At 65.0% G+C, this 24,309-nt stretch carries 22 protein-coding genes; 13 read left to right on the top strand and 9 right to left on the bottom strand.

The genetic code is table 11. From position 1 onward, the window contains the following. The first annotated feature begins 3 nt into the window (after positions 1 to 3). Genes hisD through EP237_RS10130 form a run of 7 tightly spaced genes read left to right on the top strand, consistent with a single transcriptional unit; the run spans position 4 to position 6,076 of the window. Positions 4 to 1,311 carry a histidinol dehydrogenase gene (gene hisD / locus EP237_RS10160; protein ID WP_127560755.1) on the top strand — a complete coding sequence of 436 codons (1,308 nt, stop codon included), beginning with the start codon at positions 4 to 6 and terminating at the stop codon, positions 1,309 to 1,311. A 1-nt stretch (position 1,312) separates the two neighbouring features. Then, the gene (locus EP237_RS10155; protein WP_127560753.1) at positions 1,313 to 2,074 is read left to right on the top strand and encodes an SDR family NAD(P)-dependent oxidoreductase; all 762 of its coding nucleotides are present in this window, start codon (positions 1,313 to 1,315) and stop codon (positions 2,072 to 2,074) included. Further along, entirely contained in the window at positions 2,071 to 3,060 is a 990-nt protein-coding gene (locus tag EP237_RS10150; protein ID WP_127560751.1) for an alcohol dehydrogenase catalytic domain-containing protein, read from the top strand. Before EP237_RS10155 ends, EP237_RS10150 begins: the two co-directional genes overlap by 4 nt. Before the next feature lie 18 nt (positions 3,061 to 3,078). Then, positions 3,079 to 3,369 (top strand): UxaA family hydrolase, encoded by a 291-nt coding sequence (locus EP237_RS10145; protein ID WP_127560749.1) that lies wholly within the window; start codon positions 3,079 to 3,081, stop codon positions 3,367 to 3,369. A 12-nt stretch (positions 3,370 to 3,381) separates the two neighbouring features. Then, positions 3,382 to 4,563 (top strand): UxaA family hydrolase, encoded by a 1,182-nt coding sequence (locus EP237_RS10140; RefSeq protein ID WP_127560747.1) that lies wholly within the window; start codon positions 3,382 to 3,384, stop codon positions 4,561 to 4,563. 60 nt (positions 4,564 to 4,623) lie between these two features. After that, on the top strand, positions 4,624 to 5,640 hold the full coding sequence (locus EP237_RS10135) for an Ldh family oxidoreductase (RefSeq protein ID WP_240661598.1): 1,017 nt from the start codon (positions 4,624 to 4,626) through the stop codon (positions 5,638 to 5,640). Positions 5,641 to 5,671: 31 nt separating this feature from the next. Next, the gene (locus EP237_RS10130) at positions 5,672 to 6,076 is read left to right on the top strand and encodes a universal stress protein (protein ID WP_127560744.1); all 405 of its coding nucleotides are present in this window, start codon (positions 5,672 to 5,674) and stop codon (positions 6,074 to 6,076) included. On the opposite strand, the gene EP237_RS10125 is transcribed toward EP237_RS10130, so the two are convergent. Continuing rightward, complete coding sequence (locus tag EP237_RS10125) at positions 6,077 to 7,036, bottom strand: NADPH:quinone oxidoreductase family protein (protein ID WP_127560742.1); 960 nt, start codon at positions 7,034 to 7,036, stop codon at positions 6,077 to 6,079. 211 nt (positions 7,037 to 7,247) lie between these two features. Between EP237_RS10125 and EP237_RS10120 the strand changes: the two genes are divergently transcribed. The 4 genes from EP237_RS10120 to EP237_RS10105 all read left to right on the top strand — a co-directional run bounded on the left by EP237_RS10120 (position 7,248) and on the right by EP237_RS10105 (position 10,471). Beyond that, positions 7,248 to 7,613, top strand: a complete 366-nt coding sequence (locus EP237_RS10120; protein WP_127560740.1) for a helix-turn-helix domain-containing protein — start codon at positions 7,248 to 7,250, stop codon at positions 7,611 to 7,613. Between the two features lie 69 nt (positions 7,614 to 7,682). Further along, positions 7,683 to 8,495 carry an inositol monophosphatase family protein gene (locus EP237_RS10115; protein ID WP_127560738.1) on the top strand — a complete coding sequence of 271 codons (813 nt, stop codon included), beginning with the start codon at positions 7,683 to 7,685 and terminating at the stop codon, positions 8,493 to 8,495. 126 nt (positions 8,496 to 8,621) lie between these two features. Next, positions 8,622 to 9,953, top strand: coding sequence for an 8-oxoguanine deaminase (locus EP237_RS10110; RefSeq protein WP_127560736.1), 1,332 nt, complete (start codon positions 8,622 to 8,624; stop codon positions 9,951 to 9,953). 38 nt (positions 9,954 to 9,991) lie between these two features. Next, positions 9,992 to 10,471, top strand: a complete 480-nt coding sequence (locus tag EP237_RS10105; protein WP_127560734.1) for a CAP domain-containing protein — start codon at positions 9,992 to 9,994, stop codon at positions 10,469 to 10,471. 30 nt (positions 10,472 to 10,501) lie between these two features. Here the strand turns inward: EP237_RS10105 and guaD are convergent, their stop codons facing one another. Further along, positions 10,502 to 11,782: a guanine deaminase gene (gene guaD / locus EP237_RS10100; RefSeq protein ID WP_127560732.1), complete on the bottom strand. Its 1,281-nt coding sequence runs from the start codon at positions 11,780 to 11,782 to the stop codon at positions 10,502 to 10,504. Between the two features lie 94 nt (positions 11,783 to 11,876). Between guaD and mgtE the strand changes: the two genes are divergently transcribed. After that, on the top strand, positions 11,877 to 13,265 hold the full coding sequence (mgtE, locus tag EP237_RS10095) for a magnesium transporter (protein WP_127560730.1): 1,389 nt from the start codon (positions 11,877 to 11,879) through the stop codon (positions 13,263 to 13,265). Positions 13,266 to 13,277: 12 nt separating this feature from the next. Here the strand turns inward: mgtE and EP237_RS10090 are convergent, their stop codons facing one another. From EP237_RS10090 to ccmA, 7 genes are all read right to left on the bottom strand, one after another. After that, positions 13,278 to 16,568, bottom strand: a complete 3,291-nt coding sequence (locus EP237_RS10090) for a hypothetical protein (RefSeq protein WP_127560728.1) — start codon at positions 16,566 to 16,568, stop codon at positions 13,278 to 13,280. 363 nt (positions 16,569 to 16,931) lie between these two features. Continuing rightward, positions 16,932 to 18,224: an O-acetylhomoserine aminocarboxypropyltransferase/cysteine synthase family protein gene (locus EP237_RS10085; RefSeq protein ID WP_127560726.1), complete on the bottom strand. Its 1,293-nt coding sequence runs from the start codon at positions 18,222 to 18,224 to the stop codon at positions 16,932 to 16,934. Positions 18,225 to 18,453: 229 nt separating this feature from the next. Beyond that, positions 18,454 to 19,032: a DsbE family thiol:disulfide interchange protein gene (locus EP237_RS10080; protein WP_127560724.1), complete on the bottom strand. Its 579-nt coding sequence runs from the start codon at positions 19,030 to 19,032 to the stop codon at positions 18,454 to 18,456. After that, complete coding sequence (gene ccmD / locus EP237_RS10075; RefSeq protein ID WP_338068162.1) at positions 19,029 to 19,184, bottom strand: heme exporter protein CcmD; 156 nt, start codon at positions 19,182 to 19,184, stop codon at positions 19,029 to 19,031. The genes EP237_RS10080 and ccmD overlap by 4 nt, the downstream gene beginning before the upstream one ends. Then, a complete protein-coding gene (locus EP237_RS10070) occupies positions 19,184 to 19,912 on the bottom strand; it encodes a heme ABC transporter permease (RefSeq protein ID WP_071688350.1) in 729 nt (242 codons plus the stop codon). The genes ccmD and EP237_RS10070 overlap by 1 nt, the downstream gene beginning before the upstream one ends. 56 nt (positions 19,913 to 19,968) lie before the next feature. Further along, positions 19,969 to 20,625 carry a heme exporter protein CcmB gene (gene ccmB, locus EP237_RS10065; protein WP_127560722.1) on the bottom strand — a complete coding sequence of 219 codons (657 nt, stop codon included), beginning with the start codon at positions 20,623 to 20,625 and terminating at the stop codon, positions 19,969 to 19,971. Continuing rightward, positions 20,622 to 21,257: a heme ABC exporter ATP-binding protein CcmA gene (gene ccmA / locus EP237_RS10060; RefSeq protein ID WP_127560720.1), complete on the bottom strand. Its 636-nt coding sequence runs from the start codon at positions 21,255 to 21,257 to the stop codon at positions 20,622 to 20,624. Before ccmA ends, ccmB begins: the two co-directional genes overlap by 4 nt. Before the next feature lie 206 nt (positions 21,258 to 21,463). Between ccmA and acnA the strand changes: the two genes are divergently transcribed. Continuing rightward, positions 21,464 to 24,157: an aconitate hydratase AcnA gene (gene acnA / locus EP237_RS10055; RefSeq protein WP_127560718.1), complete on the top strand. Its 2,694-nt coding sequence runs from the start codon at positions 21,464 to 21,466 to the stop codon at positions 24,155 to 24,157. Positions 24,158 to 24,309 lie beyond the last annotated feature (152 nt).

Raw genomic sequence — 24,309 nt, 5'->3', positions numbered from 1 at the left:
GAAATGCCGAGAGAATATCTCAAGAAAGCAACCCTGACCTCGAAAAGCGACGCTTCCGAGACGCATAAGATCGTGCAGGGTATCCTTGACGATATCGAAGCGGGCGGCGACGCGAAGGCGCTGGAATATGCCGCGAAGTTCGACAAATACGAGGGCAGCATCATCCTCAGCCCCGAGGAGATCGAGGCCGCCTGCGCGCTGGTGCCCGAAAAGCTGAAGGCCGACATCCGCTTTGCCCATGACAACGTGAAGCGCTTCGCCGAGCGGCAGAAGGAAACCGTCGCCAACGTGGAATACGAGGTGGTGCCGGGCCTGATTGCCGGGCAGAAGGCGATTCCGGTGGATGCTGCGGGCTGTTACGTGCCCGGCGGGCGTTACAGCCATGTGGCCAGCGCCATCATGACCGTGACCACTGCCAAGGTCGCGGGCTGCCGCCACATCACTGCCTGTTCGCCTCCGCATCCCGGCGTGGGCGTGGCGCCCGCCATCATCTACGCGGCCCATATCTGCGGTGCCGACAAGATCATGGCCATGGGCGGCGTACAGGGCGTGGCGGCGATGACCTTTGGCCTCTTCGGTCTGCCCAAGGCCAACATCCTTGTGGGTCCCGGCAACCAGTTCGTGGCGGAGGCAAAGCGCATCCTCTTCGGTCGTGTCGGCATCGACATGATCGCGGGCCCGACCGACAGCCTGATCCTGGCCGACGCGACCGCCGATCCGCTTGTCGTGGCAACCGATCTCGTGGGGCAAGCGGAGCATGGCTACAACTCGCCCGTCTGGCTGGTGACCGATACGCGCGCCATCGCGGAAGAGGTCATGCGGCTGGTGCCCGACCTCATCGCAGATCTGCCCGAGGTGAACCGCGACAATGCCGCCGCCGCCTGGCGCGATTATGCCGAGGTGATCCTGTGCACGGATCGCGAGGAAATGGCTGCCTGTTCTGATGACTACGCGCCGGAACACCTGACGGTGCAGGCCGAGGATCTGGATTGGTGGCTCGACCGGCTGACCTGCTATGGCTCGCTCTTCCTTGGAGAAGAGACCACCGTGGCCTTTGGCGACAAGGCGTCTGGCACCAATCACGTGCTGCCGACTTCCGGGGCCGCGAACTACACCGGCGGGCTTTCGGTCCATAAATACATGAAGATCGTGACCTGGCAGCGCGCAACGCGCGAGGGCGCCAAGCCGGTTGCCGAGGCCACCGCGCGCATCGCCCGGCTGGAGGGGATGGAGGGCCACGCCCGCACCGCCGACATCCGGTTGCACAAGTATTTCCCAGACGAGGTCTTCGACCTCAGCGCCGAGGGCTGACATGGATAACCCATCCGGCCTCTTCGACCTCACGGGCCGCGTGGCCTGCGTCACCGGGGCCAGTTCCGGCCTCGGGCGTCGGGCGGCGTCGGTGCTGGCTGCGGCGGGGGCTGAGGTCGTGGGTGTTGCCCGCCGGGCCGAAGCCTTGGCCGACTGGCAGGCGGAAACCGGAAAGCGGGCCGCCGTGGTGGCCTGTGATCTGGCCGACCGCGCGGCGCGCGAGGGGCTGGCGGAGCGTCTCTCCGCCCCTTTCGGCGCGCCTGACATCCTCGTGACGGCGGCAGGGATCAACACCCGCCAGCCCGCTGAGGAGGTGACGGAAGAGGGGTGGGACGTCACGCTGGAGTTGAACCTGTCGGTGCCCTTCTTCCTCGCGCAGATGCTTGCGCCGGGGATGAAGGACAAAGGCTGGGGCCGGATCGTCAACTTCGCCTCGCTGCAATCGACGCGGGCGTTCCCGGGCGGCATCGCCTACGGCGCCAGCAAGGGCGGCATCGCGCAGCTGACCCGCGCCATGGCCGAGGCCTGGTCGCCCCATGGCATCACCGCAAACGCCATCGGGCCGGGGTTCTTCCCGACCGAGCTGACGGGGGCCGTGTTCAGCGACCCCGAGCGTGCCGCCCGCAACGCGGCGCAGACCTGCATCGGTCGCAACGGGGAACTCAGCGACATTGACGGGCCGCTCCTGTTCCTGGCGTCCGACGCCTCGGCCTACGTGACCGGGCAGATCCTGATGGTGGACGGAGGGTTCACGGCGAAATGAAAGCACTTGTCTATACCGGCCCCGAGGCCCTCGTGGTCACCGATTGCCCCGACCCGGTTGCTGGCGCGGGCGAGGTTCTGATCCGTGTCGACAGCGTCGGCATCTGCGGGTCCGACATGCATGCCTTCCTTGGCCATGACGACCGCCGCCCCGCCCCGCTCATTCTCGGTCATGAGGCGGCGGGCGTTATCATTGACGGGCCGCGCGATGGCGAGCGGGTGACGATCAACCCGCTTGTCACCTGCGGCACCTGCAAGCCCTGCACCACGGGGCGCGAGAACCTTTGCGCCAGCCGCCAGATCATCTCCATGCCGCCGCGTGAAGGCGCGTTCGCGCAGCTTGTGGCGATGCCTGAGGGCAACCTCGTGACGGTGCCCGACCACGTGACGCTGGACCAGGCGTCGCTGGCCGAACCCATTGCCTGCGGCTGGCACACGGTGCGCCTCTCGCTCGACGTTCTGCGCGAGGAGCCGCGCGAAGACCTGACGGCCCTTGTCATCGGCGGCGGCCCCATCGGCGTCGGTGCCGCGCTCAGCCTGAAAGCACAGGGCGTCACACAGGTGCAGCTGATCGAACCCAACCCGATCCGCGCCGAATACCTGAACAAACGCGGCTTTGACGTGATCGCGCCCGACGATCTGGCCGAAAGCCACATGGTCGACCTGGTGATCGACGGGGTGGGCTACCCCGCCACCCGCGCCACGGCCTCGGCCCACACCCGCCCCGGCGGCGTGATCGGTCATATCGGCCTCGGCGCCTCCGAAGGCGGGCTCGATATCCGGCGGATGACCTTGCAGGAGGTCACCTTCATCGGCACCTACACCTACACCGCGCAGGATTTCCGCGACACTTGCGCAGCCATGTTCTCTGGCGCGCTCGGCCCCCTCGACTGGACCGAAACGCGCCACCTGGCAGAGGGCCAGCAGGCCTTCGCCGATATCCGGGGCGGCAGCGTCCCGGCCCCGAAAATCATTCTCAAACCCTGACACGAGGAAAGAAGACCAATGTCAAACATCCCGCATCTTCTGGTGCATGATCACGAAGACAATGTCGGCGTGGTCGTGGTCGAGGGGCTCACCGCAGGCACCGAGATGTTCTGCTGCGTGACCCATGACAACTCCACCTTCACCCTGACCGCCGGGGCCGATGTGCCGATCGGGCACAAGATCGCGCTCAAGGATCTCAAGGCAGGCGACACCGCTATCAAATACGGCGAGGACATCGGCAAGATCATCGCCGACATCCCCAAGGGCGCGCATGTGCACACCCACAACTGCAAAACCAAGCGCTGGTAAGGAGCCAAGAACATGGCATCGAAATATTCCAACATCACCTTCATGGGATACCGGCGCGAAAATGGCCGTGTGGGGGTGCGTAACCACGTGATCATCCTGCCCGTCGACGACATCTCGAACGCCGCCTGCGAGGCGGTGGCCAACAACGTCAAGGGCACCATGGCGCTGCCCCACGCCTATGGCCGCCTTCAGTTCGGTGAAGATCTTGAGACGCATTTCCGCACCATGATCGGCACCGGGGCCAACCCGAACGTGCATTCGGTCGTGGTGATCGGGATCGAGCCGGAATGGACCAAGCGCATTGCCGACGGCATCCGCACCACGGGCAAGGAAGTGGCCGAATTCTCGATCGAACAGAAGGGCGATTTCGAGACCATCCGCGCCGCCAGTTGGGCCGCCAAGGACTTCGTCCACAAGGCCACCGAAGTGCAGCGTGAGGAATGCTCGATCTCGGAGCTTTGGGTTTCCACCAAATGCGGCGAGAGCGACACCACTACCGGTCTCGGGTCCTGCCCGACGGTCGGCAACATGTATGACAAGCTGCTGCCCGAAGGCATCACCGGCTTCTTCGGTGAAACCTCCGAAATCACCGGGGCGGAACACATCTGCCAGAAGCGCGCCATCAATGAAGAGGTTGGCGAACGCTGGTACAAGATGTGGAAGGCCTATCAGGACGAGGTGATTTTCGCCCACCAGACCGATGACCTTTCGGACAGCCAGCCCACCAAGGGCAACATCCTGGGCGGTCTGACCACCATCGAGGAAAAGGCGCTTGGCAACCTCGAAAAGATCGGCCGCACGTCGCAATATATCGACATTCTCGATCCGGCAGAGCAGCCGACTTCGGGCGCGGGGCTCTACTTCATGGACAGCTCCTCGGCCGCTGCCGAATGCGTGACCCTGATGGCCGCCGGTGGCGCGGTGATCCACACCTTCCCCACGGGGCAGGGCAACGTGGTGGGCAACCCGATCGTTCCCGTGATCAAGATCACCGCCAACCCGCGCACCGTGCGCACCATGGGCGAGCATGTGGATCTGGACGTGTCGGGCATCCTGCGCCGGGATCAGACCATCGAAGAGGCGGGCGACGCGCTGATCGAGATGATCCGCAGGACTGCCAATGGCCGCCACACGGCGGCAGAAGCGCTCGGACACCGGGAATTCTCGATGACCAAGCTTTACCGCAGCGCGTAAACGCACTCGTTTCCGGGCGGCAGATCCTCCTGCCGCCCGAAAGCGCAACAGGATATGACCATGACCCAGACCCGACGCATTGGCCTTGCCGATGCGACAGATCTTTTGTTGCGTGCGTTCCGCGCCTCTGGCTTGTCCGAGGACGCGGCCCGGTCCGTTTCCACGGCGCTTGTCGCGGCAGAGGCGGAAGGGCAGGTGGGGCACGGGTTTTCCCGGCTGGCGGACTACGCGGCGCAGATCCGGTCGGGCAAGGTCAACCCACGCGCCATGCCCCGCAGCTGGAACCTGTCGGCGACGCAACTGGCGGTGGACGCGGATCATGGTTTTGCCTATCCGGCCCTCGACCTTGCCCTCGATCGCGGGCTGGAGGTCGCGCGGGATTTTGGCATGGCCTCCATGGCGGTCACCCGGTCCCACCACGCGGGCGCGCTGTCGGTGCAGGTGGACCGCATCGCGCGGGCAGGCTTCATCGGGCTGATGATGGCCAATACACCCAAGGCGATTGCGCCATGGGGCGGGGCCATGCCGGTCTATGGCACCAACCCGATTGCCTTCGCGGTGCCCCGTGAAAACGCCGATCCGTTGGTGATCGACCTGTCCCTGTCACAAGTGGCACGCGGCAAGGTGATGCATGCAAAAAAGACCGGGGCGATGATCCCGGAAGGATGGGCGCTGGATGCATCCGGGCAGCCCACCACAGACCCCGAGGCCGCGCTGAATGGCTCCATGCTGCCCATTGGCGGGGCCAAGGGCACGGCATTGGCGCTGATGGTGGAAATCCTGTCCGCCGTGATGACAAGCGCCCGGTTCAGCGCCGAGGCTTCGTCTTTCTTTGCTGCGGACGGCCCGCCGCCCGGTGTCGGTCAGTTCCTGCTGGCGATCAAACCTGCAACCCCGCAGGATGATTTTGCAACCCGGTTGCAGGACTTGCTGACAAGGGTTGCGGCGGAAGCGGGAACCCGTCTGCCCGGCGACCGGCGGTTGAGCCAGCTGTATCGCGCACAGGCGCATGGGATCGACGTGGCGCTATCCTATCTCGACATTGCCGCAGACCTTGCTGCAGATTGCATCCTCTAGGGCAGGCACCCAAACAAGAAGGAGACGACCCATGTACAGGAAAATCATCGTGTCCCTGGCGCTTGATCAGGGCTTTGCACCCAAGGCGCTGGAGCTCGCGCGCGCCTTGAAGGACGAGGGCGGCGAGATCATCGCGCTGCATGTTTTCGAACCGCTGCACGGGTCTGTCCGGGCCTATGTGCCCGATGACGTGGTCCGGCAGGCGCTGGAAAAGGTGCGCGCCGGCCTTGCAGAACGCATTGGCGATGCCGAGGATGTCACCTCGGTGATCATCAAGGGCCACTCGGGCCGCGACGTGACGGATTACGCCGCGAAAGAGGGCGCGGACCTGATCATCGTCGGCTCGCACAAGCCCGGCATTGGCGACTACCTGCTTGGCTCCACCTCGGCCCGGATCGTGCGCCACGCGCCCTGCGCCGTGCATGTGCTGCGCTGATCAGGGCGTGACGACGACCTTTCCCGTGGACTTGCGGGACTTAAGCAGCGCCATGGCGTTGGCGGCCTGATCCAGTTTGTAGGTCGCGCCGATATGAGGCGTCAGGCCGCCCGCCTCGAACATGGCGAAGAGCTCTGCAAGGCTGGCGGTCAGGATCTCTGGCGCAAAGCTCATGTAGCCCCCCCAATAAAGCCCGATCACGTCGAGATTCTTCACCAGAAGGATATTGGCCGGGATCTGGGGCACCTCGCCGCTGGCAAAGCCGATGGGGATAAGCCGCCCGCCGGGATTGGTCGCGCGCAGCGCCGCCTTGAACTGCTCTCCCCCCACGGCGTCATAGACCACATCCGCCCCGCCAAGCGCCTTCACCTCGGCGCGGATATCCTGGGTTTCACTGTCGATCAGATGCGTGGCGCCTGCGGCCTTTGCCACTTCCAGCTTGGCGGCGCCGCGCGCACACGCGATCACCTCCGCCCCCATCCGCGCGCCAATTTCCACCGCCGTCAGCCCGACGCCGCCCGCCGCGCCTAGAACCAGCAGCCGCTCACCCTTCTGCAACCGCGCCCGGTGCCCGAGCGCTAGATGCGAGGTGCCGTAGGCCACGAGGAACCCTGCCGCTTCTTCGAACGACATCGAGTTGGGAATAGGAGTCATCCTGTCGACCGGAAAGCATCCCGCCTCGGCCAGCCCGCCCTGGCCTGCAAATACCGCGACGCGCGTACCGGGGGCGGGGCCATCCGTGTCAGGCCCGAGCGCCTCGACCGTGCCCGCGATTTCCATCCCCATGGTGAAGGGCGGCTCCGGCGTGTCCTGATAGCTGCCTTTCAGCATCAAAAGATCCGCGAAATTGAGCCCGCAGGCCGCGATCCGCACCAGGGCTTCACCCTGTCCTGGGATGGGCCTGTCGATATCCTCCACGGTGGGGGCGGTGTCGAAACTGGTCAGTCGAAAGGCGCGCATTCCGGGTCCTCCTGCGGGAAATTCAACGCAAGCTAGCGCCCCTGCGCCGCGATGCAACCGGGACAATGCGTCCTAATGCATTCCGCCTCGAAGGATTTTATTGTGAGTGACAAATACATCGGGCGACGTGACATCCGAACGTGCGACCCTATCTAAATCCAGAACCCTGCCAGAGTGCAGGACCCGCCAGCCGCTGCGACAGGAGACAGCCATGAAACACCCGGTAGATATCCATGTTGGCAAACGTGTGCGCCACCGCCGCTGGATGGTGGGGATGACGCAACAGCAACTGGCCGAGCGGGTCGGCATCAAGTTCCAGCAGATCCAGAAATACGAGACCGGCATGAACCGTGTCAGCGCATCCCGCATGTGGGAAATCGCCGCCGCGCTGGAGGTGCCTGTCAGCTTCTTCTTCGAGGGGCTCGAAGGCGGGGTAGAGGCGGGCACAGCCCTGCCCGGCGACGTGCTGGCCGACAAGGAAGCGCAGGAACTGGTGCGGTCCTATTACGCGATTCCGGAAAACCAGCGCCGCCAGCTGTTCGAACTGGCCCGCGTGCTGTCAGGTGCCGCTGCCTGAGCCTTGGCTTGACGGGGCGCGTGCCTCGTGCCACCCGAGTCGGGAGCTTTCCGCAAGACAGGCCCGCCCATGCTGACCCGTTCCACGATTTCCCCCGCGCTGGCCGCCGAGCTGCTGGCCACGGCCCATGCCATGGCCGATGCCGCCCGCAACGCCACCCTGCCGCATTTCCGCGCGGCGGGCCTCGCGGCGGACAACAAGCTGTCCGGCGGGTTCGATCCCGTCACCATCGCTGACCGTGACGCCGAAACCGCCATGCGCGCGGTGCTGGCGGAGCGTCGGCCCGAGGATGCGATCCTTGGCGAAGAACACGGGGTGACCGAGGGGCAAAGCGGCCTGACCTGGGTGCTCGACCCGATCGACGGCACCCGTGGTTTCATCTCCGGCACGCCCACCTGGGGCGTTCTGATCGGCTTGCAGGACCGGGACGGGCCGTTTTACGGGATCGTTGACCAGCCCTATATCGGCGAACGCTTCGAGGGCGGGTTGGGGCGGGCGACTGTGAGCGGCCCCCATGGGGTCATGCCGCTTGCCGTGCATCCCTCCGGGTCGCTGGCGCAGGCGACCCTGTTCACGACTTTCCCCGAGGTCGGGACCGAGGCCGAAAGGCTGGCCTTCGAGCGGGTCCGCGACAGGGTGCGGCTCACCCGCTACGGCATGGATTGCTACGCTTACGCGCTGCTGGCGGCGGGGCAGGTGGATCTGGTGATCGAGGCGGGGCTGAACGCCTATGACATTTCCGCGCCGATTGCAGTGATCGAGGCGGCGGGTGGCATTGTCACCGATTGGACGGGCGGTCCGGTGCATGAGGGCGGGCAGGTTCTGGCAGCCTCAAGCGCGGGATTGCATGGCGCAGCCCTGAAACTGCTTCAGCCTGTCTGATACTTGAGGCGCGGCAGGAGACTGGCCTAGTCTGGCCGCGCGCGGTGTCCCGAGTCCTTTGCCCGTCTTCTGTCGGCCCGCCCTGATCCTCTCACCGAAACGGGCTTCGGAACCTTGAGGGCTGACATGACAGACATCATCATCAAATCCGCGTCCCATATCCTGACCATGGATGACGCGGGAACCGAGCTTGCCGGGGTCGATATCCGCATTCGGGGCGGCGTCATTGCCGAGATCGGCCATGGGCTGGAGGGTGGAGAGCTCCACCATGCGGAGGGCTGCCTTGTCACCCCTGGCCTGGTGAATACCCATCATCACCTTTATCAAAGCCTGACCCGCGCCGTGCCCGCCGCGCAGGATGCGCTGCTCTTCGGCTGGTTGCAGACGCTCTACCCGATCTGGTCGCGGTTTGGCCCGGAAGAGATGTTCGTCTCGGCCCAGACAGGTCTTGCGGAACTGGCGCTGTCGGGCTGCACGCTGTCCTCTGACCACCTTTACCTCTACCCCAATGGCGCGCGGCTGGATGACACCATCGCCGCTGCGGCCGAGATCGGCATGAGGTTTCATCCGACCCGAGGCGCGATGAGCATCGGGGAAAGCGATGGCGGCTTGCCCCCTGACAGCCTGGTGGAGCGCGAAAGCGCCATTCTGGAGGATTGTATCCGTGTCGTCGACGCCTTCCACGATCCGGCCGAAGGGTCCATGTGCCGGGTCGGGATCGCGCCATGTTCTCCTTTCTCCGTCAGTCGCGAGCTGATGCGGGATGCGGCGTTGCTGGCCCGCGACAAGGGGGTGATGCTGCACACCCATCTGGCCGAAAATGATGAAGATATTGCTTACAGTCTGGAAAAATTCGGCTGCCGACCCGGTCAGTATGCCGAGGATCTGGGCTGGACGGGTGACGATGTCTGGCATGCCCATTGCGTGAAACTTGACGGGCAAGAGATTGATCTGTTTGCGAAAACCGGAACAGGCGTGGCCCATTGCCCATGCTCCAACTGCCGCCTTGGCTCGGGCATCGCGCCGGTGCGGAAGATGCGGGATGCGGGTGTCAAGGTTGGGCTTGGAGTCGATGGCTCGGCCTCGAACGATTCGGGCAATCTGGTGGCCGAGGCCCGTCAGGCGATGCTGCTGCAGCGGGTCTCGCAAGGGGCCGACGCGATGAGTGCGCGGGAAGCCCTGCGCATTGCCACACGGGGCGGGGCCGAGGTGCTGGGGCGGCCCGATTGCGGGCAGATCGCCGTCGGCAAACGCGCCGATATCGCGATCTGGGACATGTCGGGCATCGAGGCCGCGGGCAGTTGGGACATGGCCGCGATCCTGCTGGCAGGGCCGATGAAAACCCGTGACCTTTTCGTGGAAGGTCGCAAAATCGTCTCAAAGGGAACACTTTTGAGCGTGGATTTACCTGTTCTTATCGAAAAGCAGCGCAAGCTTGCCTTGGCCCTTGCGATGTGAGTCTGTGATAGCCGTGGGGGCGGAACAGGATAGTGACCATGCGTTTTCAGATTGTCTCCCTTTTGGCGGCGGCCCTTATGACAGCGGGCTGCATGGGCGGCACCACCGCACCTTCCGCGACGCGGGCGGTTCCGGTCAGTGCGCCGCTTGGCTCCCACGGGGGGGTTGTCGCCATGTTGAACCAACAGCGCAGCTCTGCCGGGCTTCCCCCTGTCAGCCGCTCGCAGCAGCTGGATCGCGTGGCCATGACCCATGCACAGGACCAGATGCAGGGCGGGTTCTTCGGGCATCGTGGGTCGAACGGGTCCAATGTGCACGCCCGGATGCAGATGGCGGGGTACAATGCTTGCCTGTCAGCGGAAAACATCGCCATGGGTCAGACCAGTGAAGCGGCTGTCATGGGCGATTGGATGGCTTCCTCCGGCCACCGTGCCAATATCCTGCACCCGCGCGCCGAACAGGTCGGCTTTGCGCGGGCAGGGGAGCATTGGGTGATGGTGCTGGCACGGCCCTGCTAGGCCACGCCCGGACCCTTTGAAACGGGCCGCTCAGACCTTGCGGCCCGCCACCCGAACCTCTGCAATCGCGCGATCATCTCCCATCATGATGGTGGGAAAAAGCGCCTCCCAGATCGTCTCCGCCCGGGCCGACCGCTGCGCGATGGCGGGGGTTGAGGCGAGGTCCAGCACCACCAGATCGGCCTCCATCCCGACGGCCACGCGACCGACCTTGTCGTCGATCCGCAATGCACGGGCGGAACCTTCGGTGGCCAGCCAGATCAACTCAGCCGGATGCAGGGCACGTCCGCGCAACTGGCCGATTTCATAGGCGGCGGCCATGGTGCGCAGCATCGAAAAGCTGGACCCGCCGCCGGTATCGGTCGCCAGACCCACCCGGATCGACCCGCCGGCCAGCCCCATGTCGAACAGTCCCGAGCCGATGAAGGTATTCGAGGTCGGGCAGTGAATGAGCGCCGCGCCAACCTCGCGCAGCCGGTCGATCTCGCGCGGCTCCAGATGGATTGCGTGGCCATAAAGCCCGCCCGCCCCAAGCAGCCCATGCGCCTCGTAGGTGTCGAGGTAGTCGCGCGCGTCTGGATACAGCCCCTTGACCCATTCGATCTCATCGGTCTGCTCGCTCAGATGCGTCTGCATCAGGCAATCGGGATGCTCGGCCCACAGCGCCCCGAGCGCAGTCAGCTGACCGGGCGTCGACGTAGGCGAGAAACGCGGCGTGATGATGTAGCCCAAACGGTCCACCCCGTGCCATTTTTCCAGCAGGGCCTTGCTGTCGTCATAAGCCGCCTGCGCACTGTCGCGCAGCCCCTCGGGCGCGTTGCGGTCCATGCAGGTCTTGCCCGCCAGTGCCCGCAACCCGCGCCGCTGCGCTTCCTCGAAATAAGCGTCGACGCTTTCGGGGTGGATGGTGCAGTAGCTGGCGACCGTCGTGGTGCCATTGGACAGGGTCAGGTCGAAATAGCGCGATGCGATCTCGGCCGCATAGGCGGGATCTGCAAAGCGCATTTCCTCGGGGAAGGTATAGGTGTTCAGCCAGTCGATCAGCCGCTTGCCCCAGGAGGCGATCATCGCCGTCTGCGGGTAATGGGCATGGGCATCGACGAAACCGGGCAGGATCAGCCCTTTGCCATGATCAACCACCTCTGCACCGGGATGGGCGGCGCGCAGGGTATCGGCTTGACCCACATCGGCGATCTTGCCCTCGCGGATCAGCACCGCGCCGTGGCTGTCATGGCGGGCGGCCCCGATTCCAGTCACGAAAGGATCGGCGTCAAACCGCAGAAGCTGCCCAAGAAGGAGTGTGTCTTTCATAATCTGTCCTTTTCCCGGCCCGGTCCCTGTCATATCCAAGGGTGCAGGGGTATGTTATCCGAAAAAGCGTTAAAGACTTTCAAGGCGGGGGCGAATGGCGAAAGACGAATTCCAGAAGTCGGACCTGTCGGAAGACGCCTATGCGTTGGATGCCTCCCTCTATGATGATGTTCTGGATGCGATAGAGGCTCAGGATCCCGACCGTATCGCCGCGCTGTTCGACCCGCTGCACCCTGCCGACATCGCCGACCTGCTGGAACAGATGTCGCATGCGGAACGGGCCTCGCTGCTTCTGTTCTGGAGCGAGGGGATCGACGGCGAGGTCCTGTCGGAACTGGATGAAGGCATCCGCGAGGATGTGATCGACCTTCTGCCGGACGCCGTGCTGGCCGAGGCCGTCCGGGACATGGAAAGCGACGATGTCGTCGACCTGCTGGAAGACGTCGAAGACGCGGACCAGCAGGCGGCGATCCTTGGCGCTCTGGACGACGCAGACCGGGCCGCCGTCGAAGAGGCGCTGACCTATCCGGAATATTCCGCAGGCCGCCTGATGCAGCGCGAGGTCGTGCGGGTGCCGGAATTCTGGACCGTGGGCGAGGCCATCGACTTCCTGCGCGCCGAAACGACGGAACTGCCGGAACAGTTTTACCACCTGATCCTGGTCGATCCGCGCATGAAACCCGTGGGCAATGTGACGCTCGGGCGGCTTCTGTCGACACAGCGCAAGGTGGCGCTTCGCGACATTGTCGAGGACACGTTCGTACTGATCCCGGTCAGTCAGCCGGAGGCCGATGTGGCCTATGCGTTCAACCAGTATCACCTGATTTCCGCGCCGGTGGTCGATGATGACGGGCGGCTGGTCGGTGTCATCACCATTGATGATGCCATGATCGTGTTGGAAGACGAGGCCGAGGAGGATATCCTGCGCCTGGCCGGTGTCGGTGAGGGCAGCCTGTCCGACCGCGTGTTTGAAACGACCCGTCAGCGCTTCCCCTGGCTCTTTGTGAACCTGATCACGGCGATCTTCGCGTCGCTGGTCATTGCGCAGTTCGAGGATACGATTGCGCAATTCGTGGCGCTGGCGGTGCTGATGCCCATCGTGGCCTCGATGGGGGGTAATGCGGGCACGCAAAGCCTGACCGTCGCCGTGCGCGCCATCGCAACACGCGACCTGACCGGGTCGAACCTGATGCGCGTGGTGATGAGAGAGGCCGGGGTGGGCCTGATCAACGGGGTGATCTTTGCCGTGGTCATGGGGGCCGTGGGGCTGTTCTGGTTCGGATCGGCGGCACTGGGCGGTATCATCGCGGTCGCCATGGTGATCAATCTGGTGATCGCGGGGCTGGCGGGCATCCTGATCCCGGTGGCGCTCGACAAGCTGGAGATCGACCCGGCGCTGGCCTCTGGCGCCTTCGTGACGACCGTCACCGATGTGGTGGGGTTCTTCGCGTTTCTGGGGCTGGCGGCGGTGGTGCTGCTGTAACCCCTCGGCGGATCAGCCCGCAGGCACTTCTAGCGTGATGGTGCGCCCGCGCTTCACATATTGCAAAGAGCTTTCGCCAATCGCGGCGACCTGACCGCCATCCAGCCTGTCCCCCACTTCCACGGTCACGAAACGACCGGAGGGCAGGCGCACCAGCGCCCGGCGTGACCCGGAGGAGCCGCTGACACCGATGAGGTTGAGATTGCGCAGGTTGATGCTGCCATCCTCTGCCGCCGCGCGGGTGACCGAGGCTGAACTGGGAATGTCAGGCTCGATCGTGTCCGAGGCACTGGCGGCCACCGGCGGGGCCGGGCCGCTATTGCCAGCCGCGCGCGCCTGTTCGACCAGAGTGTCGATATTGGCGGGCCGCTGATTGGGCAGGTATGACACGGCAACCGCAAGCTCGCTGGCCGAGGCCAGATCGCCGGGAGAGGCGTCCGCTGCCGCTTCTTCGGCCGCAGCAGCGGCTTCTTCCTGAAGCGACAGGGGACGGCTCTCTGGCCGGATGGAGGCAAGCTCGTCGAAGGTGATGCCGCCAAGAACCGCACGTTCACGCTGTTCCTGAAGGTCATCGGGGCGGGCTTCGGGGCGGAACGCCTCCAGCAATGCGGTATCGACCGCACCGGGCGGGATGGTGTCCGTGTCCTCTGGGTCGGGCTCGGCTGTGTCCTCCAGCGCGGCCACCGATTCCGCGGCGGCGGCGGCCAGAACTTCCGGCGCATCACGGGGGCGCGGCACGGCGCTGACAGGGGGGCTGCCCGCATAGACGAGAATGCCATAGGGGGTCATGGCCCCTTCGGGCGTCGGGGCCACCATGGTATCGCGGTCAAGCGCCAGAAGCGGCCCGGACAGCCCGGAATCGGCGGGGGCCGTGGGCATGTCGCGCGAGGGCCGGAAATCGGGCACCGGCAGCGCATAGGCGTCGTGGGCGGCCACCGCCGGATCCAGACCCGCGAAGATCAGCTCTTCCAGCACGGGTTCAGGATCGGGCAGGGTGATGACCGGAGGGCGTTGCCAGATGCCGGTGCGGGCATAGAAATTGGCGTTCTCCTCTTCCGAGGGCAGCACGGTTTCGGGGTCGATCACCGGAGAGGCGACGGGCGCCGGGCCAAGATCGAGGTCTTCGGCATCAATATCGGGCAACAGCTCTGGCGCGACTGGAGCGATGACCGGCGGGGCAGGGGCGTCCTCTGGCGTCAGGCTTGCCATGACCTCAGGCGCGTCTTCGGCAGAGGGCGAGGGCGTGGCCAGCAGAGGTGTGTCCAGGACCTCGGGTTCGGTATCGGCGATGATGATTTCATCTTCGCTGCCCATGCCCATCCAGCGGCCAAGCGCGGTTTCCGGCAGGTAGAAGGCGGCCCAGATCCCCACCAGCCCCAGAACCGCCAGCAGGATCAGCGTCAGGATCAGCCCGGTCTTGACCGACGGCCCGTTGCGGCCTGTGGCCACCGATCCACGCGCCAGCAGGCCGCCCATGATCGGGGCATCGGCATCGGCGATCTTCGGGGCATTCCGATTGCGTTTGGGCGGCGAAAAGCGGCGTCGCGGCGTGTCTTCGGGCGGCGGCGGCGCAATCGTGTCGGTCGCGGCCATGGTTTGCGCCGCGGCGGCGGGGTCCGGTTTCTTCTTTCGGCCAAGCTTGCCCAGACCCTTGCGGGGTTTCGGATCCGCTGCGGGGGGCGCCAGATCAGTCGTGGTGTCGGGCTTGGCCTGCGGCGTCGGTGCTGCTGCCGCCTTGTCCGCCACGGGCGCAAGCGGTGCAGCCTCTTCCGTCTCGCCCTTGCCAAGCGCGCGGAGCCGGTTGCCAATCGACGAGCGTCCGCCGGACAGGCGACCGGTCAGGCCCGAGGCCGCATCCCGCGCCTTCCCCGTGCCTTCGGTCAGCTGGCGGCCGATCCCGGCCATCCGGTCCTTCAGCGAGGTCTTGTCGCCGCGCAGGCTCGGCGGCGGCCCGGCAAAGGGATTGTGGCCGGGGGCAGGCGGGTCATCGGGGGCGCGGGAGGCAATCTGCGACTTGAGGCGCGCCAGAGGCGGCAATTGCGGCTCCGGTCCCGCGCGGGGGGGGCGTGCCGGGGCCTGTTTCGCATTGCCCTCAGCGCCGGGCGTCGGGGCCTCCGTCTTTTTGCCTGCCTTGCGCGCGGCCCGGCCGAACACCGGTTCCGTCTTGTCGTCGGCTTCGTCCTTGCGCTCTCTTGGCAGGGCGGGTTCCTTGGCGGTGGCCGCATCGGTGGCCGTCTCCGCCCCGGGGCCAAAGCGCGACTTGCGGGTCCGAACCAGACTGCCCGCCGCCTCCGGCTCCGCATGTTTGCGCCGCGATCCGAACCCGGCTGGCATCTGCAGCGGTTCCGCCTCAGAGGATGCGACCGCGTCAGGGGTCGGGTCGCTTTCGGAGGCCTCATCATCTCCGGGCGGGGCGCTGGCAGGTGCGGTTTCCTCTTCCGCGGCGGCCTCGCTTTCCAGTTCCAGCGGCGTGGGCTGCGCCGGTTCAGCAAGAGACCCGGAAATATCGGGTGTCTCGGGCTGCTCTGATCTGGCCGTTCGCAGGTCTTCATTCGGATCTGCGGGGGTGTCCGCACCCTCGGGATGCTCTTCATCGGGCGCCGGGATATCGGGCGTGGCGTCCGCGTCGGGCGCAACAGGGGCTGCTGCCGCGTCGGACGCACTGATCTCGTCGTCCTGGGGGTCTGCCGAGGCGGGAGCTTCCGAACCCGGTTCCGGCGAAGCCTCCGTTTCCGCGGGCTCGTCCGACGCGTCCGCAGCCTTCCGGGGTTTGTGCCATGTATCATGACCGAACTCGATATCGGCGATATCGGCGGTCCAGTCAATCGTCCGGTCGAAATGTGCCACGCCGCGATAGCGGTTGTCCAGCGGCCGCGCGCCGAAGCCCGCAGGCGCGAATCCGTGACCGGTCGCGAATTCACGGGCCTCTTCCAGTGTTTCCCGCGCCACGACGGCCAGCTTGACGCGGCCATCCTCCAGCGGGAACCAGTCGAAAACGAGATCGTCGACCGGGTAGGGCGTCAGCCCGTCAAGCCCGGCGCGGATCTGGTCCAGCCGGTCCTCTTCATCCGGGCCGGGGGCGGTCAGCGAGGTATAGAGAATCTGATCATCGGGCAGGATCAGAAGTGTTTCGAACTCCTTGCCTGCCCGCTGCTCGGCCAGTTTGCGCAAGACCAGAAGGGACGCCCCCAGATCGGGTACATCCAAAGCGGTATCGCCCAGAACGGCCCAGTGGCCTCCGGGCTGACGATGCGCCAGGGCAATGCCCTCGGGCGAAAGGAACAGCGCGAAATTTGGTGCCATTCAGGTCCTCTGAAGATCGGGGCCGCACAATTTACCGGGCCCCCTGCCTAACCCTCGCTCTGTATCGCAGAACGTGCGCAAGCAAAACCCGATGCCCGCGCGCCATGGGCGGGTGGGCGGAATTCATCCTAAGCTGTTCACGCATAAGATCAAAGGAAAGTTAACAGATAAGCCTTCCTGCCCCGAAAATCTGAAATTTCTGGCTTTTTGGACAGGCCGCACCCCGCCCGTTGCACCGGTTTCCGAAAGGGAAAGGGCGCGCCGTTAACCTTAACGCGCGCGCCCTCTCTTTCATCTTGGCTCAAGTCCCTCGGGGGAGTCGCCGCAAGGCGACGGGGGCAGAGCCCCCTCCACCCTCTCCGCTCAGGCGGTGGCCCTGGTCAGGGCCTGATCCAGATCGGCAATCAGATCCTCGGCATTCTCGATGCCGATCGACACGCGCACCACATTGGGCGCAGCCCCGGCGGCTTCCTGCTGTTCCGGCGTCAACTGCCGGTGCGTGGTCGAGGCCGAATGGATGATCAGCGACCTTGTATCGCCCAGATTGGCGACATGGCTGAAGATCTCCAGGCTGTCGACCAGCTTCACGCAGGCCTCGTAGCCGCCCTTTACGGCGAAGGTGAACAGCGCGCCCGCGCCCTTGGGGCAGACCGCCGGAATGCGCGCCGAATAGGGCGAGGAGGCCAGACCCGCATAGGTCACGTAGTCGACGCGAGGATCGTTCTCCAGCCAGGTGGCGACGGTCATGGCGTTTTCCACGTGGCGTTCCATGCGCAGCGACAGGGTTTCGATCCCCATCAGCGTGTAATGCGCCGCCTGCGGGTTCATGGTCATCCCCAGATCTCGCAACCCGATGGCAATGGAATGGAAGGTGAAGGCCAGGGGCCCGAACGTCTCGGCGAATTTCAGACCGTGATAGGCGGGCTCGGGCTGTGACAGCGACGGGAACTTGTCGGAGGCGGACCAGTCGAACTGGCCGGAATCGACGATGGCCCCGCCGGTGACGGTGCCGTTGCCGGTCAGGTATTTGGTGGTCGAATGCACCACCAGAGTGGCCCCGAGCGAGATCGGGTTGCACAGGTACGGCGTGGCCGAAGTGTTGTCGATGATCAGCGGCACGCCGGCGGCATCGGTGATATCGGCAATGGCGCGGATATCGGTGATGTAGCCGCCGGGGTTGGCGATGGATTCACCAAAGACCGCGCGGGTGTTGTCGTCAATCGCATCGCGCACCGCGTCCAGATCGTCGAAATCGACGAATTTCGCGGACCAGCCGAAGCGCTTGATGGTCTGGCTGAACTGGGTGACGGTGCCGCCGTAAAGCCGGGTCGAGGCCACCACGTTGCAACCGGGTTGCATCAGCGGAAAGAGCGCCATGATCTGCGCCGCGTGGCCAGAGGAACAGCACACCGCGCCAACGCCGCCCTCCAGCGTCGCGATACGTTCCTGCAGAACCGCGACAGTGGGGTTTGTCAGGCGGGAATAGATGTAGCCCACTTCCTGAAGGTTGAAGAGCGCTGCGGCATGTTCCGCATCGCGGAAGACATAGGCGGTGGTCTGGTAGATCGGCGTCTGCCGCGCACCGGTGGCCGGATCGGGCCGGGCGCCTGCGTGGATCTGAAGTGTATCGAAGCCGTAGCTGGGGCCGTCTGACATGGTGGAAACCTCCCAAAAGCAGAATTCCCGCAATCAATAGGCGAAGGTCAAAGGGCGAACAACCACTCCGGTGATGTGAAGAACAAATGTCATGACAGGCGGTGAAGTCGCGGATTGGACGTTCTCGATCCTGCCGCAAAACAGGACGTAATTCGCACCCTCTCGCTCCGCGCGGCCCAAGGGCTTTGGAAAGCCCTTCAGAAAGGCGTTTCGAAACGCCTTCCCCGCCCTATTCCTCTGGCAGCGCCAACTCGTACCCCGCTTCGGCCAGTGCCGGAATCACCTGGTTGCGCAGGCTGCGCTGTACGATCGGGCCGCGGAAATGCAGGACCACGATGCCCTCGTCGTTGATGAAGAAGGTCTCGGGCATCGCTACAACGCCCCAATCGCGGCCATTGCGGGCCTCGGGGTCGGCGCCGATCCGGTCATAGGGGTTGCCCAGATCGGAAAGGAACGAAAGCGCCTGAGACGGCTGATCGCGGTAGTTGATGCCGAAAAGCGGGTTGCCCGCCTCGGCCAGCGCCGTCAGCGTCGGGTGTTCGGCCCGGCAGGGGGGGCACCAGCTGGCCCAGAAGTTCAGGATAATCAGCCCATTGCCGCGCAGATCCGCGTCCGACAGTCCCTCGAACTGGGCCAGCGGGCCAAGGTCCAGCGGCGGGGCCGGGTTGCCCTCACGCGTGGAGGGTAGCGAATCCGTGTCGACGCCTTGCCGCTGATCGTCCTGATTATTCATCAGCTGCGTTGCGGCCACCCCGAAGAAGCCGAGGGTCAGGACCAGCGGCAGCACCATGAGCCAGTTGAATTTCATGCGGAGCTATCCCTGCGGTTTTCGGCCTCGCGCAGCTGGCGCAGGACCTTGCGGGCCTTCCAGACCGAGGCGGCAATCAGCAGCGCCAGCAGCACCAACGTGCCGGCATAGGCGGAGAGGATTTCGGTGGCGTAGCGACCAAGATCAGGCATCAGGCCATCCTTTCGCGCTGAATGAGTGCGCGCAGGCGGCGGGCGCGGATCTCGGTTCTGGTGCGGTAGAGCACAAGCGCCACGAAAAGGAACACGAAGCCGATGATGCAGGTCCAGAGCGGATAGGCGAAGACATCGGCCACGTTTTCCTCCGCATCCATGGACAGCGACGCGCCCTGGTGCAGCCCCTGGTTCCAAAAGAGCAGCGCATAGCGGGAGATCACGGCGAAGACCGTGCCCACGAGGCACAGCACGCTGGTCAGGTCGGCGGCCGCATCCGGGTTTTCCACCGCTTCCCACAGGGCCATGTAGCCCAGATAGAAGAGGAAGAGGATCAGGAACGCGGTCAGGCGCGGGTCCCATTCCCACCAGGTGCCCCACATCGGCTGGCCCCAGATCGCCCCGGTGATCAACCCGATGAGGGTGAACACCATGCCCACGGGCGCGGCGGCCTTCGCGGCAAGCGCACTGACATGATGGCGGCGAATGAGCCAGATCAGCGAGGTCACCAGCATCATGAACCACGCGCTTGACCCCATGATCGCGGCGGGCACATGGATATAGATGATCTTGACGGTCGATCCCTGGCGGAAATCGTCGGGGGTGAAGAAGAAGCCCCAGATCAGGCCACCCACGACCAGAATGGCCGCAATGACAGACACCCAGGGCAGCAGCGCGCCCGAGGTGGCCATGAACTTGCGTGGATTTGCATATTCCCAGATCGACATGGGGCGGAACTTACGGTGCGATCATTGCGCTAACAATGGGTTCGGTTGCCGCGCCCCTAGCGCAGATTGACGCGGAGGGCGGCCGCAGCGGCAAAGGGCATGGCGGCGGCGGCCAAAAAGGTGATTCCGGCCAGCAAAGCAAGGGGTGTGGCGGCGTCCATGCCCTCGGCTCCCCGGCGGGCGGCTTCGGCCCCGAACAGCAGGGTCGGCACGTAAAGCGGCAATACAAGAAGGGATAGAAGAAGTCCGCCGCGTTTCAGCCCCACGGTCAGCGCCGCGCCAAAGGTGCCGATGGCCGACAGGGCCGGGGTGCCGAGCGCAAGCGAGGCGATGAGCCAGGGAAAGCCTTCTGGCGGCAGATTCAGCAGCACGGCCAGCACCGGCGCGGCAGCGACAAGCGGCAGACCGGTGGTGATCCAGTGGGCCAGCGCCTTGATGCCCGCGACCGCCTCCAGCGGCAGGGGCGAGGTGGCAAGGAGTTCTAGCGACCCGTCCTCCCAGTCGAGCGCGAAGATCCTGTCGAGCGACAGAAGGCAGGCCAGCAGCGCGCCGATCCACAGGATGCCGGGGGCGATGCGGGTGATCATGCCGGTTTCGGGGCCAATGCCGAAGGGCATCAGGACGATGACAATGAGGAAGAACGCAAGGCCAAGCCCGAACCCGCCGCCTGCACGGATCGCAAGCCGAAGATCTCGTATAAGAAGTCCGATCACAACGCGCCCTCCGACAGGAAGGGGTCGACCTCATCCGCCGTCACCGGCTGGTTGCGCCGGGTGAAGGGGCTGATGTCGAGACTGCGAGCGGTTGGCAGGCCGAGGTCGATATGAGTGGCGATGATGGCGCTGCCGCCGTTTGACAGATGGGTTTCGACCGCACGGGCAAAGCGGGCGACGTTGTCCACATCGAGCGATACGGTCGGCTCATCGAGGCACCAGACGGGCCGCCCGGTGACCAGCAGCCGCGCCAGCGAGAGGCGGCGTTTTTGCCCTGCTGAAAGGTTCCCCGCGCGCCGGTCCAGCAGCTCGCCCAGATCGAAGGCGTCCACCGCCGCGTCGATGCCGGTGGCCGCGAACACCCCGGCCCAGAAGCGCAGGTTTTCAGCCACCGACAATTGCGCCTTCAACCCGTCGGAATGGCCCGCATAGGCAATGGCATCGTCGGGCGCGTCGATGCGGCCCTCCAGTGGCGGGGTCAGCCCGGCCAGGGTGCGCAAAAGCGTCGTCTTGCCCGCGCCGTTCGGGCCGCGCAGGATCAGGGCCTCACCCGGCGCAACCGTGAAGTCGACACCGGTCAGCACCTGAATGCCGCCGCGGGCGCAGGACAGGGAATGGACGCTCAGACTCATGCCCTCAGCCCTAGCCGAAACCGGACCGGTGGGGAAGCGCCGCGACAGGTCCAAATCGGCGCATGGGGCAGGGGGAGTGGAAAAAGCGCCTTTTTAGGTATGCAACGGCATACAAAATCGCCGCACCCCCCTTGAACGACTCCTGTTATGCTGGCATAGCCCGGGCCAGCACGTACCCACATCGTCTGGAACGAGGGAGGCTCTCCATGCCCATCACTGTCGGTCAGGACACCGCAAAGACCCGCAAAACGCTTACGGTCGGCGATCAGTCCATTGCCTATTACTCCATCCCCGCCGCCGAGGCCGCCGGGCTTGGCACATTCTCCAAACTGCCCGCCGCGCTGAAGGTGGTGCTGGAAAACATGCTCCGCTACGAGGACGGCAAGACCGTCTCGGTGGATGACATCAAGGCGTTCTCCGATTGGGCCGACAATGGCGGCAAGGGCGACCGGGAACTGGCCTATCGCCCGGCCCGCGTTCTGATGCAGGACTTCACCGGCGTTCCCGCCGTGGTCGACCTGGCCGCGATGCGCGACGGCATCAAGGCGCTTGGCGGCGACCCGCAGAAGATCAACCCGCTGGCCCCCGTCGATCTGGTCATCGACCACTCGGTCATGATCGACTATTTCGGCAATCCGCGCGCCTTCCAGATGAATGTGGACCGCGAATATGAGCGGAACATGGAGCGTTACACCTTCCTCAAATGGGGTCAGAACGCCTTCAACAACTTCCGCGTTGTGCCGCCGGGCACCGGCATCTGCCATCAGGTGAACCTGGAATATCTGGCCCAGACCGTCTGGACCGATGTGGACCAGAACGGCGAGACCGTCGCCTACCCGGATACGCTCGTTGGCACCGACAGCCACACCACCATGGTCAACGGCGCCGCCGTTCTGGGCTGGGGCGTTGGCGGGATCGAGGCCGAGGCCGCGATGCTGGGGCAGCCGATTTCCATGCTGATCCCCGAAGTCATCGGCTTCGAGCTGACCGGCGAGATGGTCGAAGGCACCACCGGCACCGACCTGGTGCTGAAAGTCGTCGAAATGCTGCGCGCCAAGGGCGTTGTCGGCAAGTTCGTCGAATTCTATGGCGCGGGTCTTGATCACCTGCCGCTGGCCGACCGCGCGACCATCGCCAACATGGCGCCTGAATACGGCGCCACCTGTGGCTTCTTCCCGATCGACGACGAAACGCTGCGCTACCTGCGCACCACCGGCCGTGACGAGGACCGGATCGCGCTGGTCGAGGCCTATGCCAAGGAAAATGGCTTCTGGCGCGGCGCCGATTACGCGCCGGTCTATACCGACACGCTGCATCTCGACATGGGCTCCATCGTGCCCGCCATTTCCGGCCCCAAGCGCCCGCAGGACTATGTGGCCCTGACCGACGCGAAAGCCGCCTTCGCCAAGGAAATGGCCGAGACCTTCAAGCGCCCCATGGGCAAGGAGGTGCCCGTCGAGGGCGAAGACTACACGATGGAATCGGGCAAGGTCGTGATCGCGTCGATCACCTCCTGCACCAACACCTCGAACCCCTATGTGATGATCGGCGCGGGTCTGGTGGCCCGCAAGGCGGCGGCCCTTGGCCTCGACCGCAAGCCCTGGGTGAAAACCTCTCTGGCGCCGGGCTCGCAGGTCGTATCCGCCTATCTGGAGGCCGCTGGCCTGCAGGAGGATCTGGACAAGATCGGCTTCAACCTCGTGGGTTATGGCTGCACCACCTGTATCGGCAACTCCGGCCCGATCCAGCCGGAACTGTCCAAGGCGATTGCCGAGGGCGATCTGGTGGCCACCTCTGTCCTGTCGGGCAACCGCAACTTCGAGGGCCGCATCAGCCCCGACGTGCGCGCCAACTACCTGGCCTCGCCGCCGCTCGTCGTGGCCTACGCGCTGGCCGGCACCATGGATATCAACCTGGCGACCGACCCGATCGCTCAGACCCCCGAGGGCAAGGATGTCTACCTGAAGGACATCTGGCCAACCACGCGGGAGGTTGCCGATCTGGTCGCCCAGACCGTCACCCGCGAGGCGTTCCAGGAGAAATATGCCGACGTCTTCAAGGGCGATGAGAAGTGGCAGGGCGTGGAAGTCACCGAGGCCGAGACCTATGACTGGCCCGCCTCCTCGACCTATATCCAGAACCCGCCCTATTTCCAGGGCATGTCCAAGGACCCGGGCACCATCTCGAATATCGAGGGCGCCAAGGTTCTGGCCCTTCTGGGCGACATGATCACCACCGACCACATCAGCCCGGCAGGTTCCTTCAAGGACACCACCCCCGCCGGTCAGTATCTGATCGAGCGTCAGGTTCCGGTGCGCGAGTTCAACTCCTACGGCTCGCGCCGCGGCAACCACGAGGTCATGATGCGTGGCACCTTCGCGAATATCCGCATCAAGAACGAGATGCTGGACGGGGTCGAGGGCGGCTACACCAAGGGCCCCGATGGTCAGCAGACCTCGATCTTCGACGCCTCGATGGCCTATCAGGAGGCAGGCACGCCTCTGGTGATCTTCGGGGGTGAACAGTACGGCGCGGGGTCGTCCCGTGACTGGGCTGCCAAGGGCACCGCGCTTCTGGGCGTCAAGGCCGTGATCGCCGAAAGCTTTGAGCGTATCCACCGCTCGAACCTCGTCGGCATGGGCGTGATCCCCTTCGAGTTCACCGGCGGCGACACCCGCAAATCGCTCGGCCTGACCGGCGAGGAAACGGTGGCGATCTCGGGTCTGGACACCATCCAGCCGCTTCAGGAAGTGCCCTGCGCCATTACCATGGCGGACGGTACGGTGAAGAACATCCTGCTGAAATGCCGGATCGATACCGCGATCGAGATCGAATATATCGAACATGGCGGCGTCCTGCACTACGTGCTGCGGAATTTGGCGAAGTCGCAACTCCCGTAGGTTGGGCAGTTTGCCCACCTTGCCTGTCAACATCCCGAAACCCCGGCCATCGCGCCGGGGTTTTGTCGTTCTTGGCCTGAAGGCTGGATGGTAGGCAAACTGCCCACCCTACGCTTGCAGTCCTTCGGCAAGCTCCGACGTCCCGAGATCCC

Source organism: Nioella ostreopsis, from assembly GCF_004000255.1.
In the GTDB taxonomy this organism is placed as follows: Bacteria; Pseudomonadota; Alphaproteobacteria; order Rhodobacterales; family Rhodobacteraceae; genus Nioella; species Nioella ostreopsis.
The sequence above is the reverse complement of the archived record's forward strand: the minus strand, read 5'-3'. Positions and strand labels throughout refer to the sequence as shown.